The 14,826-nt window shown below is 53.6% G+C and carries 14 protein-coding genes and 1 pseudogene; 9 read left to right on the forward strand and 6 right to left on the reverse strand.

The annotated features are described in order from the left end of the window. Positions 1-13 precede the first annotated feature (13 nt). From sohB to cydC, 6 genes are all read left to right on the forward strand, one after another. Positions 14-1,084, forward strand: coding sequence for a protease SohB (gene sohB, locus F7R27_RS17120; RefSeq protein WP_206060548.1), 1,071 nt, complete (start codon positions 14-16; stop codon positions 1,082-1,084). Positions 1,085-1,189: 105 nt separating this feature from the next. Continuing rightward, positions 1,190-1,846, forward strand: coding sequence for a TetR/AcrR family transcriptional regulator (locus F7R27_RS17125; RefSeq protein WP_151705488.1), 657 nt, complete (start codon positions 1,190-1,192; stop codon positions 1,844-1,846). Then, positions 1,846-2,331, forward strand: a complete 486-nt coding sequence (locus tag F7R27_RS17130; RefSeq protein WP_151705489.1) for a L,D-transpeptidase — start codon at positions 1,846-1,848, stop codon at positions 2,329-2,331. The genes F7R27_RS17125 and F7R27_RS17130 overlap by 1 nt, the downstream gene beginning before the upstream one ends. A 73-nt stretch (positions 2,332-2,404) precedes the next feature. Further along, positions 2,405-3,415: a beta-N-acetylhexosaminidase gene (nagZ, locus tag F7R27_RS17135; RefSeq protein WP_240776421.1), complete on the forward strand. Its 1,011-nt coding sequence runs from the start codon at positions 2,405-2,407 to the stop codon at positions 3,413-3,415. A 38-nt stretch (positions 3,416-3,453) separates the two neighbouring features. Then, positions 3,454-5,208 (forward strand): thiol reductant ABC exporter subunit CydD, encoded by a 1,755-nt coding sequence (gene cydD, locus F7R27_RS17140; RefSeq protein ID WP_151705490.1) that lies wholly within the window; start codon positions 3,454-3,456, stop codon positions 5,206-5,208. After that, positions 5,205-6,938 carry a thiol reductant ABC exporter subunit CydC gene (cydC, locus tag F7R27_RS17145; RefSeq protein ID WP_151705491.1) on the forward strand — a complete coding sequence of 578 codons (1,734 nt, stop codon included), beginning with the start codon at positions 5,205-5,207 and terminating at the stop codon, positions 6,936-6,938. Before cydD ends, cydC begins: the two co-directional genes overlap by 4 nt. 137 nt (positions 6,939-7,075) lie before the next feature. On the opposite strand, the gene F7R27_RS17150 is transcribed toward cydC, so the two are convergent. Then, positions 7,076-8,044, reverse strand: a complete 969-nt coding sequence (locus F7R27_RS17150) for an integron integrase (RefSeq protein ID WP_151705492.1) — start codon at positions 8,042-8,044, stop codon at positions 7,076-7,078. Positions 8,045-8,402: 358 nt separating this feature from the next. On the opposite strand from F7R27_RS17150, the gene F7R27_RS17155 reads away from it, so the two are divergent. The 3 genes from F7R27_RS17155 (at position 8,403) to F7R27_RS17165 (ending at position 11,658) form a co-directional block, all read left to right on the forward strand. Beyond that, a complete protein-coding gene (locus F7R27_RS17155; RefSeq protein WP_168927546.1) occupies positions 8,403-9,623 on the forward strand; it encodes an IS91 family transposase in 1,221 nt (406 codons plus the stop codon). Between the two features lie 98 nt (positions 9,624-9,721). Next, positions 9,722-10,942 carry an IS91 family transposase gene (locus F7R27_RS17160; protein ID WP_168927546.1) on the forward strand — a complete coding sequence of 407 codons (1,221 nt, stop codon included), beginning with the start codon at positions 9,722-9,724 and terminating at the stop codon, positions 10,940-10,942. A gap of 62 nt (positions 10,943-11,004) precedes the next feature. Continuing rightward, positions 11,005-11,658: a hypothetical protein gene (locus F7R27_RS17165; RefSeq protein ID WP_151705494.1), complete on the forward strand. Its 654-nt coding sequence runs from the start codon at positions 11,005-11,007 to the stop codon at positions 11,656-11,658. 156 nt (positions 11,659-11,814) lie between these two features. On the opposite strand, the pseudogene F7R27_RS17170 reads toward F7R27_RS17165, so the two are convergent. The 5 genes and pseudogenes from F7R27_RS17170 to F7R27_RS17190 form a co-directional block, all read right to left on the reverse strand. Next, positions 11,815-11,919: pseudogene (locus F7R27_RS17170) on the reverse strand (ATP-binding protein); the annotation flags it as partial. 41 nt (positions 11,920-11,960) lie between these two features. Then, positions 11,961-13,571 carry an IS66 family transposase gene (gene tnpC, locus F7R27_RS17175; protein ID WP_151705495.1) on the reverse strand — a complete coding sequence of 537 codons (1,611 nt, stop codon included), beginning with the start codon at positions 13,569-13,571 and terminating at the stop codon, positions 11,961-11,963. A gap of 44 nt (positions 13,572-13,615) precedes the next feature. Next, entirely contained in the window at positions 13,616-13,984 is a 369-nt protein-coding gene (gene tnpB / locus F7R27_RS17180) for an IS66 family insertion sequence element accessory protein TnpB (RefSeq protein ID WP_151705496.1), read from the reverse strand. Further along, complete coding sequence (gene tnpA, locus F7R27_RS17185) at positions 13,984-14,295, reverse strand: IS66 family insertion sequence element accessory protein TnpA (protein ID WP_151705497.1); 312 nt, start codon at positions 14,293-14,295, stop codon at positions 13,984-13,986. The genes tnpB and tnpA overlap by 1 nt, the downstream gene beginning before the upstream one ends. A 31-nt stretch (positions 14,296-14,326) precedes the next feature. Beyond that, positions 14,327-14,826: ATP-binding protein (locus F7R27_RS17190; protein ID WP_151705498.1), on the reverse strand; the 500-nt coding region annotated here is incomplete at its 5' end.

Genomic DNA, 14,826 nt, shown 5'->3' on the forward strand with positions numbered 1-14,826 from the left:
AAGGGAGAGTGTAGTGGTAGATTTTTTAATGCAGTACGGTTTGTTTCTCGCCAAAACGTTAACGCTGGTGCTTGCCATTGTGATGGTGATTGCAGCGATAGGCGCGATTGCGCACAGGCGCAGGCAGCATCAGCAGGAAGGGCATGTAGAGGTACGCAGCCTTAACGATCGCTATCAGGATATGCAGCATGAACTGGAACATGCGGTTCTGGATGAAGAGACGCTAAAGCAGCAGATAAAGTCAGAGCGCAAAAAAGAGAAGGCCGAAGCCAAGGCGCGTAAAAAAGCAGCCAAAGAGGGTAAACTGGATGAACTTCCTGAGCGTAAGCGTATCTATGTGCTCAGTTTTGACGGTGATATGCATGCCTCTGAAGTCGAGCTGCTGCGTGAAGAGGTAACCGCCGTCCTCAGTCTGGCACGCCCTGAAGATGAGGTAGTGCTGAAACTGGAGAGTCCCGGTGGTGTCGTGCATGACTATGGTTTTGCTGCATCACAACTGGAGCGTATCCGCCGTAAGCAGATTCCCCTGACGATCTGTGTCGACCGCGTAGCAGCCAGTGGTGGCTACATGATGGCGTGCATTGCCAATCGACTGATCGCAGCGCCTTTTGCGGTATTGGGGTCTATCGGTGTGGTCGCGCAGTTGCCAAACTTTCACCGTCTGCTGAAAAAAAATGATATCGATGTAGAGGTGCTGACAGCAGGTGAATACAAACGCACTCTGACGGTGTTTGGTGAAAATACCGAAAAAGGGCGCGAGAAGTTCCTTGAAGATCTTGAGGATATTCATTGCCTGTTCAAGGAGTTCGTGTCTGATCATCGCCCTCAGCTTGATCTTGAAAAAGTGGCAACCGGTGAGATCTGGTTCGGCAAGCGCGCCTTGGAGCACAAACTGGTGGATGAGCTGATGACCAGTGATGAGTACCTTTTTCAGTGCGCCGAGAATGCAGATCTGTTTGAGGTACGCTACGAGCAGCGACGCGGGTTGCAGGAGCGGCTCAGCGAACTGGCGGTTGAGTCGTCGGATAAGGTGCTGATGCGTTGGTGGCAGAGGGCTTCGCAGACCCGTTTCTTCGTGCGCTGAGCTCACGATTTGTTGTGGTAAGCAACTCAATAGCTGACTTCAACCTCTTGATCGGTATATGATTGAACCGAGAGTTTCAAACGCTGGCATCACCGGGAGATGTGCATGAAGCGCCGTATAGACACAGCGACAAGGATTATTCTGGCGGCTGAGGCCCTGTTTGCAGAGCAGGGCTTTACAGAAACCACCATGAGACAGATTACGGCTGAGGCGGATGTCAATCTGGCAGCGGTCAACTATCACTTCCGTTCCAAACAGGGGCTGGTCAATGCAGTCACCGAACGTCTGATGGAGCCGCTGTGTGATGAGATTGAAGTGGCGCTGGCTGACCGTCTGGCCAGCAACGGCAAGGTTCAGCTTGAGGAGTTGCTGGAAATGCTGATGCGGGCCCTGCTGCATGTCAATCAGCAGAATACCTACTCCCTGTCTGTCTTCATGCGTCTGCTTGAACTGGCCTATATGAAAAATCAGGAAGAGCTCCGGGAGTTCTTCGTATCTCGATATGCTCCAAGGCTGGAAAACTACCTGCGCTGCCTGCAGGCGGATGCTGCTCCGATGGAGGAGAATGAGTTCTTCTGGCGCCTGCACTTCATGCTCGGTGCCGTCGTGTTTACGCTGTCCAACTACCACACACTGCTGATTCTTGAAAAACGCAGCTTCAAGGACAGTGCCGAGATCGAACAGATCCTGCACCGCATGATTCCAGTTCTGACTGCAGGCTTGCAGGCCAGGGCAGAAAACAACTACTTCTGCAGGCTGTGATGAACGATCTTCTGATCCGTATATCCATCCCTGCTCAGACCCTGCAACTGCTGGATCAGGGCCGTGTTCTGGCTGAGTATCCTGTGTCGACCGCTCTGAATGGCGCTGGCGAGCAGAAAAACAGCGGTTGTACACCGCGAGGTCTGCATATTATCCGTGCCAGAATCGGCGCAGACCTGCCCTTGAATGCAGTGCTGGTGGGGCGGCGATTCACCGGCGAAATCTATTCAGCAACTCTGGCTGAGCAGATGCCGGAACGGGACTGGATTCTGAGTCGTATCCTCTGGCTCAGTGGCTGTGAACCAGGACGTAACCGCCTGGGGCAGGTAGACAGCATGCAACGCTATATCTACATCCATGGCACGCCGGATACGGAGCCGATGGGTATACCCAGATCACATGGCTGCGTGCGTATGCGTAATCTGGATGTGGTGGATCTTTTTGATCGTGTTCCGGTCGGTTGTCCAGTTGAAATTGTTGACTGACGTGTGTTGACTGAGTAAGCCTTGACTGACGCGTGCTGTTTGATTTTTCGAAATTTTTGATGAGTGATCCTGAATGACAACTGGTGTTCTGATGCTGGATCTTGAAGGGCTATCCCTGACAGACAGCGAACGAGAAGTGCTCCGCGATCCCGATGTCGGTGGTCTGATTCTGTTCAGTCGCAACTTTTCTGATCCGGCGCAACTGACCTCTCTGATGCGCTCAATACGTGCGGTGCGCCCCGATCTGATGGTGGCAGTTGATCAGGAAGGGGGGCGCGTACAGCGTTTCCGTGAAGGCTTTACTCGCCTGCCAGCCATGGCAACGCTGGGGCAGCGTTATAAGCAGGATCCCGAGCAGGCGCTGATTCAGGCACGCGAGCTGGGCTGGCTGATGGCGGCGGAACTCAGAGCTTTTGATATCGATATCAGCTTTGCACCGGTATTGGATCTCGACTGGCAGCGCAGCTCGGTGATCGGTGATCGCGCCTTTGCGACCGATGCGGCGGATGTATCAGTGCTGGCAGGTGCTTTCATGGCGGGCATGCACGAGGCGGGTATGGCTGCCACCGGCAAGCACTTCCCCGGTCACGGCTGGGTAGAGGCCGACTCCCATCTGGAACTGCCTATCGATCAGCGGTTGGAAAGTGCAATCTGTGATGTCGACATGCAACCCTTCAGTGATCTGATCACACAAGGGCTGGATGCGATCATGCCGGCTCATGTGGTCTACACTCAGGTATGTCACTCGCCTGCAGGCTTCTCCGAATACTGGCTGCGCACGATCCTGCGTGAGCGGCTGGGGTTTGACGGCGTTATTTTCAGTGACGACCTGACCATGGAAGGCGCCAGTGTCGCCGGCAGCTATGCGCAGCGCTGCGATCAGGCGATGGCCGCCGGTTGTGATATGGTGCTGGTATGTAATCAACCGGCCGCCGCCCGTGAAGTGCTGGCGCATATCAAGGCCAGCGGAATCAAATCATCGGGACGCCTGCCGCGTATGCTCGGTAAGCCGTTTACAGCAGATGAAGCACGTCTGGCAGCGGCGCGTGATACCGCCGGGGAGCTTTTGTCCATGCAGGCCTGAGGGCTTGCCAACATCCCCCATACTGAGGATGGCGCTGAATGCAGCAACGCAGCCGTGACGCAGACAGGACAGGAAAAGGGTGGCTGAAACGAGCTGCTGCTACCGAGCGGCGCTGGATTCAGTTGTCTGTTGTGTCTGCCTTGTTGTCGGGCGGATTGCTGATCTATCAGGCGCACCTGCTGGCCTCAGTCATCTACTTCGGGCTGTTTGAACACCGCTCACTGGAACAGCTGTCGGATTATTTCCTTTACTATCTTGCCGCGCTTGTCGGGCGTGTAGCGCTGAGTGTCCTGCGTGAGTGGAGCGCACAGCGCGCATCAATCGGCGTCAGACGACATCTGCGACAGCTGTTGCTGCAGAAGCTTGCCAGTCTGGGGCCTGCCTATACTCAGGGAGAGCGCAGTGGTGAGCTGAGCAGTGCACTGCTGGAACGGATCGAAGCGCTGGATGGGTTTATCGCGCGCTACCTGCCACAGGTGGCGCTGGCTGCCATGTTGCCGCTGGTGATACTGTCATTTGTACTGACACTTAACTGGGCTGCAGCCTTGATATTTCTGGTCTCGGCTCCTCTGATCCCCTTGATGATGATACTGGTGGGGCGTCGGGCTGCAGAGGCTAACCGACAGAACTTCCGTACCCTGGCCAATCTCAGCGCCTACTTTCTGGATGTAGTACAGGGGCTGGGAACGCTGAAGCTCTTTAATCGCAGCAAGTTCCAGCACAAGATCCTGGCGGATAATGCCGAAGCCTTTCGCAGTAAAACCATGCAGGTGTTGCGGCTGGCCTTTCTCTCCACGGCTGTGCTGGAGTTGTTTGCCGTGGTATCCATGGCGCTGGTGGCGATCTATCTGGCCTACCACTTCACCGGTCTTGTCAGCTTTGGCACCTGGAGTGGAACAGAGCTGACGCTTTACCATGCGCTGGTGATTCTGATTCTTGCACCGGAGTTCTATCTGCCGTTGAAGGAACTGGGTACACACTACCATGCCAAACAGGAGGCAGTGGCGGCTGCTGAGCGCTTGCAGGAGATCCTGGAGCAGGAGGAGAGAACCACAGAGTCTGGTGAGCGCGAACTTTCACCCGGCCCGATCAGTCTGGAACTGGATCAGATCGGTTTCTCCTGGCACCCGGGGCAGCAGCAGGAGGTGCTGAAAAACATCAGCCTGACTATCGAAGCCGGTCAGATGCTGGCGCTGGTTGGTCCCAGCGGCGTTGGCAAATCCACACTGATGGGGTTACTGCTTGGGTTTTTGCGACCATCGACAGGTGAGGTGCGCATTAACGGCATACCGCTGAGTGAGCTGAAGCGAGACAACTGGCTGCAACAGATAGCCTGGGTCAGTCAGCAGACCACACTGTTTCCCGGAACCTTGAGAGAAAACCTCCTGCTTGCAGCACCGGATGCATCTGATGAGCAGCTGCTTGATGCCTGCAGGCAGTCCTCGGCGCTTGAGTTTGTAGAACGTCTGCCGCAGGGATTGGACAGTCATCTGGGCGAGATGGGCAGTCGCCTGTCGGCCGGTCAGATTCAACGTCTGGCGCTGGCACGCGCCTTTCTGAAGGATGCGCCCGTGTTACTGCTGGACGAGCCGACAGCCAGCCTGGATAAAGACAGCGAAGATCAGGTGTTAAAAGCGCTGGCAGAGCTGTGCAAGGGGCGCACGGTGCTGCTGATCACCCATCGCCTGGGTAGCATGCGCCGGGCAGACAGGGTGTGTCGGCTCGATGCTGGCGGGCTGCAAATGCTGGATGAAGATGAGCGCAGCGCCTTGCTTGCCGGAGGTGCCACATGAGAGAGCTCTGGCCATTCCTCCGCCTGATGCGGCGTCATCTGATCTGGGTGTTGCTGGGCATGTTGTTGGCACTGATCACGGCTCTGTCGGGCATAGGGATGATGGCCCTGATCGGGTGGTTTGTTTCGGCAACCGCACTTGGCGGTGGCTTTGTGGTGCTGCGCAGCCTGGCCGGGCTGAGCAGTATCGAGGCGATCCGCACCCTGGCTGGCGCCCGCATCATCGGGCGCTACCTCGAGCGAGTTACCAGCCATGAGGCCACCTTCCGCATTCTGGCCAGAATCCGCTGCTGGTTTTATGAGCGGCTGGAACCTCTTAATCCAGCGCGCCTGCAACAGTACCGATCTGCTGACCTGCTGAATCGACTGATTGCAGATGTCAGCGCCATGGATAACCTGTACCTGCGTGTTCTGTCACCCTCGCTGATTGCAATAGTCGTATCGTTGCTGGTTTTTTCACTGCTGCTCTACCTCGCTCCGGTTATTGCACCACTGGTATTACTGATGCTGCTGGGTGCGGGGTTCTTCGTACCATTGTTCGGTTATCGCCTTGGAGTGTTGGTTGGTCCCGCACTGGTCAGCTCTACGGCAGCCTTGCGTGATCGCAGCCTTGCCTACATCTCCGGCATGGCAGAACTCACCATTTACAATGGTGTGCTGGATCAAAAGCTCAGAATCGAGCAGGAGGAAGCGCGCCTGGTGCGTGCGCAGTTGCGCATGAGCCTCATAGCGGGCCTCACTAGTGGCTTGATGCTGCTGTTGACGGGCTTTGCCATAGCCGGAGCACTGGCGGTGGGGCTTAACCTGGTACAGCAGGGTTTGATGGGGTCGATGAACCTGGCGCTGGTGCTCTTTTGTGTACTGGCCGCTTTCGAGGTGGTGGCTCCCTTGCCGATGGCCTATCAGTATCTGGGCAAAACGCGTGCGGCAGCACAAAGGTTGCAGGAGATTGCCGATCAGGAGTCGGATATCGCTTTTCCTGATGCGACCGAAGTGGCGATTGCCAGTGAGCCCGGGCGCGTGGTGTTTGATAAAGTCAGCTTTGCCTACGATGACCGGCCCGTATTGAATGAGATCTCATTAGAGATAGCGCCAGGAGAGAAGGTCGCGCTGCTGGGCCATACCGGCAGTGGCAAAAGCTCACTGATCAATCTGCTGGCACGCTTCTGGGAGCCGCAGAGTGGACAGTTGTTGCTGTCCGGGCAACCGATTCAGTCCTTCTCGGAAGAGGCGCTGCGAGCACAGATCAGCGTGTTGGCACAGCCGGTCCATCTTTTTGCAGGCAGTGTACGCAGTAATCTGCTGCTGGCCGATGCAGAGCTGAAGGATGAACTGATGCTCGACCTGATGGATCAACTGGGCATGAGCGATGCACTGGGTTCTGACGGCCTGGCGCGTGAAGTGGGCGAGGGTGGCAGTAGGCTCTCTGGCGGACAACGCAAACGGCTTGGCATAGCACGGGCCCTGCTGAAGCCAGCGCACCTGCTGGTGCTGGATGAGCCCTGCGAAGGGTTGGACACCACAACCAGCGAGCGGGTGCTTGATCTGGTGCTGGCCTATAAACCTGAGCAGAGCCTGCTGTTGATCACCCATCACCTGCACGCTCTTGAGCGGTTTGACAGAGTGATCGTGCTGGATCAGGGGTGTGTGCTGGAGCAGGGCACACCACAGGCACTGCTGGCAGATCCTGCCAGCCGCCTGTATGCACTGCGAAGCCTCGATAATGGCTGACCTTGCACCAGGCAGCACCATCGACATTGCGCACACAAAGATTCTGGGTTAAGTTTCAAGAACAATATGGAAGTACCGACTTGCTGTGATGGAGCACCGGCGGGGCGGTAGCGTGTCTCGCGCTCAGTTAAATCCCTTTATTTCAACAGTTGGAAACGGTCTAGTGGGCTGGTTGTGCCAGCAAAATGCTGACCAATAACATGTGTGTAAATCTGTGTTGTACTGACATCGTTATGGCCCAGCAACTCCTGAACTGTTCGTATGTCACAGCCTGATTGAAGCAGATGAGTAGCAAACGAGTGACGAAATGTATGGCAGCTTATTTTCTTCCTTATATCTGATGCACGCACGGCTGCTTGCAAGGCTTTGCGAATGACAGTGTCGTGCAGGTGATGGCGGCAGAGTTCGCCAGTCAATGGGTGTGGACACAGAGTCGATGAAGGAAAAATGTACATCCATCCCGGTGATCTGAATGCATTGGGGTACTTGCGTCCCAGTGCATCGGGCAGGGAGGGACCGAGTCCTTGCTCGTTATCGGTTTTTTGCACAGCTAACGCCAGGTTGACCATTTCCTGCAAGGGGGCTACAAGATGCTTGCTCAGCAGCGTGATACGATCTTTATTTCCTTTGCCATCTTTAACAGTCACGGCGAGGGATGAGAAACAAATATCCTGCACCCGCAGTCGCAGGCATTCACTGATCCTCAAACCACTGCCATAGAGCATCTGGATAACGAGTTGATTGCGATCAGACAGTTGATTAATGATTTTGAAGACCTCTTCCGGTGTGAGTACCACAGGTAAGCGACGTTGCTTTCGGGCTGGCTGAAAACCAAGTTCACCCAACTGTCGATGCATCACCTTCTGGTACAGGAAAACCAATGCATTGAGTGCCACCTTCTGGGTGTTGACAGCGACATGACGACTGACCGCCAGCCAGCTCAGAAAAGCCTTTATCTCTTCTGGCCCCATGTCACGGGGGTGGCGCTTGCCGTGAAACAGGATGAAGCGCTTGATCCAGAAAATGTAAGTCTTTTCAGTGCGCAGGCTGTAGCCTCGCACGCGGATTTCGGCACGCAGTGATTCGATGAAGGGGCTTCCTGCCATGATGTACTCCAGAATATGTATATTTGTACAGTATATTGAGCAGGGTAGACGATAAGTGCTCGTTTTGACAAGTGATGTTGCTCGTTTTGTCAGTGTAGGTTATAAATAAGCATTTAAATTCAATTAGTTATAATTCATATGTTTGAGATATGAGGCATGCGTGCAGGGCAATTCGAGCATGCGCGGATTGCTTTTACTGGATTGAGTAAGTATCTGTGATAGTGTATGCAAATCAAGCCGATACGCAGACATGATCGGTATATCAGAAATGGCAAAATGCGCATGCGCAGAATACAAATGTTGGACATAACCGCTACGCGGTGGAGAGCGTAATTCAAGGATCAGGAGGCATATGGACATGCCGAATAGAACCATACAAAAGTTATTTCTGGCGTACAAGCCAGCATTGGACAAAACACCCCAGCCACTGAAGTACCGCAAGGCGATTCAGGCGCTCAGCCAGTGCCGAACACGTGACATGGGCGTCAGTTATTATAGCTGCCCGGAAGGGCATGAGGATTGGGAGCAGTTCCATTCCTGCCGACACCGAAGCTGCTACCTGTGTGCACAGAAAAAGCGTGTGGAATGGGTGGAGCAACAACAACAGCGGCTGCTTAACACACCTCACTTTCATGTGATATTTACTTTGCCTCATGAGTACCTGTCACTGTGGCGGTATAACGAGACACTGTTTACACGGATTCTGTTCAAGGCCAGCCAGCAATCGCTGATGGAGCTGATGGCTGACGCCAAATATGGTGGTGTGACTCCTGGGCTGTTGATGACCCTGCACACCTGGGGGAGACAGCTTAATTTGCACCCTCATACCCATTGTCTGGTGACCGCTGGTGGTTTGACAAAGGCGAATGGCTGGCAAGACTCAGGCACATTTTTACTTCCGAGTGCCGTGCTGAGACGCTACTACCGTGGCAAGATTCAAGCCTTTTTGAAGGAGGCAATGGAGGCTGGCGATCTGGTGCTACCGCCGGATATGAGCAAGGCGGATTTCTGGCAGCAATACCGGGGGCTGTATCGTAAAGAGTGGAGTGTGCGGATAGAGGAGCGCTACGCGCATGGAAAGGGCGTGATGCTGTATCTGGCCCGGTATTGCAAGGGCGGCCCCTTAAACCCGGAACAGATCAAGGGCTGGAGCCAGGGACAGATCGAGATGAGCTATCTGGATCATCGAAGCAAGCGCATCAGGCGGCAGCAACTCAGACCACTGCAACTGATCCAGCGACTGCTACAGCATGTCCCAACCGATGGTATCCATACTGTGCGCTATTACGGGCTTTATGCACCGGCTGCAAAGCAGAAATATGAGCAGGCACTGAGCTGGCATGGCAATCTTGCTGGGTTGAGCGTTCGACGTGGTCTGGATGTTCGAACTATGCTACTTTGCTGTAAAACCTGCGGCACACCTGCCCAGCTTCAGGGACGGGTTTGGCGACATGCTCCAAAAGGAAATTCCTTTATAAACAGTCGTCCCGAGTTGGGTGCCAGCGGTACTGTCCAACCAGGCGATGCACCATACACTGCAAGCGTGCTACATAGTGATCTCGCAGCATTACCACCGTGATCATTTTTTTTTGTTTCATGCAGTGAAGGTGATCTAAACGTTGGACATAACCGCTACGCGGTGGAGAGCGTAATTCAAGGATCAGGAGGCATATGGACATGCCGAATAGAACCATACAAAAGTTATTTCTGGCGTACAAGCCAGCATTGGACAAAACACCCCAGCCACTGAAGTACCGCAAGGCGATTCAGGCGCTCAGCCAGTGCCGAACACGTGACATGGGCGTCAGTTATTATAGCTGCCCGGAAGGGCATGAGGATTGGGAGCAGTTCCATTCCTGCCGACACCGAAGCTGCTACCTGTGTGCACAGAAAAAGCGTGTGGAATGGGTGGAGCAACAACAACAGCGGCTGCTTAACACACCTCACTTTCATGTGATATTTACTTTGCCTCATGAGTACCTGTCACTGTGGCGGTATAACGAGACACTGTTTACACGGATTCTGTTCAAGGCCAGCCAGCAATCGCTGATGGAGCTGATGGCTGACGCCAAATATGGTGGTGTGACTCCTGGGCTGTTGATGACCCTGCACACCTGGGGGAGACAGCTTAATTTGCACCCTCATACCCATTGTCTGGTGACCGCTGGTGGTTTGACAAAGGCGAATGGCTGGCAAGACTCAGGCACATTTTTACTTCCGAGTGCCGTGCTGAGACGCTACTACCGTGGCAAGATTCAAGCCTTTTTGAAGGAGGCAATGGAGGCTGGCGATCTGGTGCTACCGCCGGATATGAGCAAGGCGGATTTCTGGCAGCAATACCGGGGGCTGTATCGTAAAGAGTGGAGTGTGCGGATAGAGGAGCGCTACGCGCATGGAAAGGGCGTGATGCTGTATCTGGCCCGGTATTGCAAGGGCGGCCCCTTAAACCCGGAACAGATCAAGGGCTGGAGCCAGGGACAGATCGAGATGAGCTATCTGGATCATCGAAGCAAGCGCATCAGGCGGCAGCAACTCAGACCACTGCAACTGATCCAGCGACTGCTACAGCATGTCCCAACCGATGGTATCCATACTGTGCGCTATTACGGGCTTTATGCACCGGCTGCAAAGCAGAAATATGAGCAGGCACTGAGCTGGCATGGCAATCTTGCTGGGTTGAGCGTTCGACGTGGTCTGGATGTTCGAACTATGCTACTTTGCTGTAAAACCTGCGGCACACCTGCCCAGCTTCAGGGACGGGTTTGGCGACATGCTCCAAAAGGAAATTCCTTTATAAACAGTCGTCCCGAGTTGGGTGCCAGCGGTACTGTCCAACCAGGCGATGCACCATACACTGCAAGCGTGCTACATAGTGATCTCGCAGCATTACCACCGTGATCATTTTTTTTGTTTCATGCAGTGAAGGTGATCTAAACATTATATTTCATTAGGAGATGTGGGTGGATGATCTTAAGAGGGTGAATCCCAAATCATTCAAAGAAATGATAGAAAGCCTGCCTGCCGGAGAGCTTGACCGTATACATCAGCTTCAGCACGATCAAGCACTCGATGAGCACAGAAGATTCAAGGAGCACTATGAACGTGAAGAATGCTATTTGTGTGGAAAGCCATTTAAGACACTAAGCAAGAGTGAGCCATGTATTCACTGGCTCCTTAGAAGGTGCAAATTTAAGGCAAAGGATTTTTCAAAAATATATCAGGCGTTCGATTATCATCAAATATCTTCGTATCTTAGATGGGTTGCTAACCAAGAAAGATTCCAAGGAAATATCAATGACCTTGTTGACGAGAAAGGCGAAAGAAAAATAATACAAACAACAATCAAGTGGAAAAATATCGAGTGGACATTTGATTGTTCAAAAACCGATTATGAAGGTCACGGAAGTGGTAACTCTAGCTTTCCTCATTACCACTTTCAGATGAGAATAGATGGCAAGCAGTTTATAAACTTTAACAGTCATCATATTTCTTTTTCGGAAAAGGACTTGTTCAATCTCGATGTAACTATTCAGCTCAATTTTTTGCAAAAAGTTCTTGACAGGGTTTTTGCCAGAATTTCGAGATATTCAGTGACAGCCAGCGCACCGCTCTAAAATCCGCCTCACGACTCCGCTTCGCCGCCCTGAAGCGCCTTGCGCATCTGCGCATCCCCAGGCGTGGCAGCCATACGAAAGTCGTTCAGATCCGCATTGTCAATGGCCATCTATTTTGACCCACTTTTGGCCAATAAAATTGACCCACCTAGTTCGCTAATTGGTCAGTTTTTCTTTCAGTCGATAGCTCTCACCTCCCAGCATGTAGATGTGTGAGTGATGTATGATCCGGTCCACGATCGGGATCGCCACATTGTCGTTATGGAAGAACTGTAAGCGCCGCTAAATAGACACTCTTGCCTTCAGTCGAGCTGCGCCACCTTTTTTGAAGTACGCTCCAGCTCAGTATTCCAGGGCAACAACTGTTCCAGCTTCTCCAGTGTGTCAGCTTGTGCGATGCGCTCCAACACATACTGGATATACGCTGACGGCTCCAGATCGTTGGCCTTGGCCGTTTCGATCAGGGAGTAGCAGGTCGCACTGGCACGAGCGCCCTGCGGTGTGTCTGCGAACAGCCAGGCCTTGCGACCCAGTGCGAACGGGCGGATCGCATTCTCGGCCAGCACGTTACTGATGTGCAGATCACCCCGTTCACAGTAGCCGATCAGATAGGGCCACTGGTTTAGCGTGTACTCCATCGCCTTGCGGGTCAGCGAGCCTTTCATCACTTTATTGACGTTATTCTCCAGCCAGGTTTTGAACACGGCCAGTGTCGGCAGGCTCAGTTCCTGACGGATGTGATAACGCTCGGTTACACTCAGGTCCTTGATCTGACGTTCAATCGCATAGAGCTTGCTGATATGACTTAATGCCATATCAGCCTTGGAGACAACGGCTTTTTTGCTTTTACCCTTTGCCTGTGCCGCTTTGGAGGCTTCAAAGAACTTGCGACGCGCATGATCCCAACAACCGATACGGGTAAGACCATTAGCCGTACACACCTGCCCATAGCCGGAGTAACCATCCGCCTGCAGGATACCGGTGAAGTCATCCAGCAAGCGCACCGCCACACTGCCAGCTCGTGATGGATCGTAGTCGAACAGCACTGAGGGGTGGTCGGGTGGACCACCCCGTGTCACCCACATCCACTTGTCGGATTGGGCCGTTTTACCATCCTCCTTCAAGACCTGGATACGGGTTTCATCAGCCTGTAGGTAGTCACTGCTGTTCTGTACCTCCCGCATCAGGTTGATCAGTGGTTTGAACACCTCATCCAGGCGGATGATCCAGTGCGCCATGTTGGTACGGCTGACTTCATGACCCAGGCGCCTGAGCATCTGTTCCAGCCGGTACAGCGGCAGACCATCGGCATACTTGGAAGTGATGATGTAAGACAGCAGTGACGTGGTGGCGATGCACTTACCCAGTGGATGAACCGGACGCTGAGCGGCGATGATGCGCTCGTAACCTTCCTGCTCGAACACGGCTTTCTCCTGCCAGTACTCCAGCACCTTCAGTTGTGCCGGAATGAACTGCAGTTCTTCCTTCACCTTGGTGAAGAACACCTTGCTGGCACCGGCTTTCTCTTCATCAGAGAGAGTCAGTTCAATGCGCTCACGCAGCAGCGTATCGGAGAAGCCACGCTGACGGCACTTGCGTGCAGGCTTGGGGGCATCGGCTTCTACCACGTCCTCGGGTAGCTGATCGCGCAGAAGGTCGATTTCGGCTTCCAGTTCAGGTTCGTCGAAGAGATGGATCTGGTGAGCGGACTTCTCACTGCTGGCGGCGAACTTCTGAATGTTCTTCAGACGCAGGAGCTCTTCGAGGATCTGGATATACTGGTCACGCTGTTGGACAACAGCATCTTTAGCCGCTAACTGCTGCTGAAGTCCTGCCACAACCGACAGCAGCTCAGCGGCAGACAGGCCGCTGAGATCGGGTGTGATGGCAGGCTTTTCCGGCGGTAATTTCATGCGCAAATTGTAGCAAAAACAGCTGGTTGGAGCACGTAAAAAAGCTATCCAACCGCATCATATTGCAGGGTTTTATGTCCCTTCAGCAAGGTGATGTCGTAGCCATCCAGAAGCCAGTTGATCTGCTCACCGGTCAGTGGCATCAGTTCCTCCGAGGCGCGTGGCCACTTGAACTTCTCCTCGGCCAGCGCCTTGTAATAGAGCACGAAGCCGTTGTCTTCCCACATCAGGCATTTGATCTTATTGCGCTGGCGATTGGTGAAGGCATATAGCGCGCCGGTAAAGGGGCTGCGCCCCAGCTCCTGCTCAATCAACAATGCCAGACTGTTGGCCTGTTTGCGGAAGTCGATCGGCGCACGGTAGAGATAGATCTCCGGTATATCCTGTGCCGGACGCAGGTAGCGGCTACGCATTACAACTGCCTCAGAATCGCGCCCAACAGATCGATATTCCCGGCATGCAGGCCAGTAATCGATACGCCACCGGGTAGTGACAGCGTCAGCTCCGCTGCAGAGCCAGGGCTTTGAAGCGGTGCGACCCGGGCAAATCCAACCTTCTTCACTTCGGGAGGCGTGTCTTCATCATTGAGCAGCTTCTGGCGCCAGTAAACAAACTGATGATATGACAGTGCATGCTGTTTGCAGAATGCGGCACCGGACAGATTCGATGCCTGCCAGTCTGCCATCTGTTGCTGCCAATATTGCTGACGTTCGTGAGTGGTCATCACTTGATTCCTTGATCCAGTTACAATGGAATCAGTGTGACGTGGCTGGATCATGGAATACAGGTGCTGGTTTATGGGCGCTTACGAAGAACTCACCCCAGTCTGTAAAATCCTTGTTGGTGGTCAGGATGATGGAGCGGTATTCATAGAGACTGTTGATCAGTTGGAAGAGGTTGTACCGCGATTGTCGGCTCATGGGCAGGTAACCTAACTCATCGATGATCAGTAGGTCATTTTTGGCCAAGAGGTTGATGCGCTTCTTCAGCTCACCCCGTTTCTCAGCTAGCTCCAGCTCTTCCACTAAGGCCATGGCAGTTTTGAACAGTACCTTGTAGCCCGCCTCGATGGCTTTGTAGCCCAGACCAATGGCAAGGTGGGTTTTGCCAACACCGGGAGGACCTATAAACACCAGATTCTGGCGCGCATCCAGGAAGTTAAAGTCCAACAAGGCACTGATCTGGCGTTTGGTAATGGTTGTCTGGTGACGGTAGTCGAAGTCATCCAAGCGCTTTTCCATCGGGAAGTGAGCTT

The sequence above is a fragment of the Nitrincola alkalilacustris genome (genome assembly GCF_008973755.1).
Taxonomy (GTDB): domain Bacteria; phylum Pseudomonadota; class Gammaproteobacteria; order Pseudomonadales; family Balneatricaceae; genus Nitrincola; species Nitrincola alkalilacustris.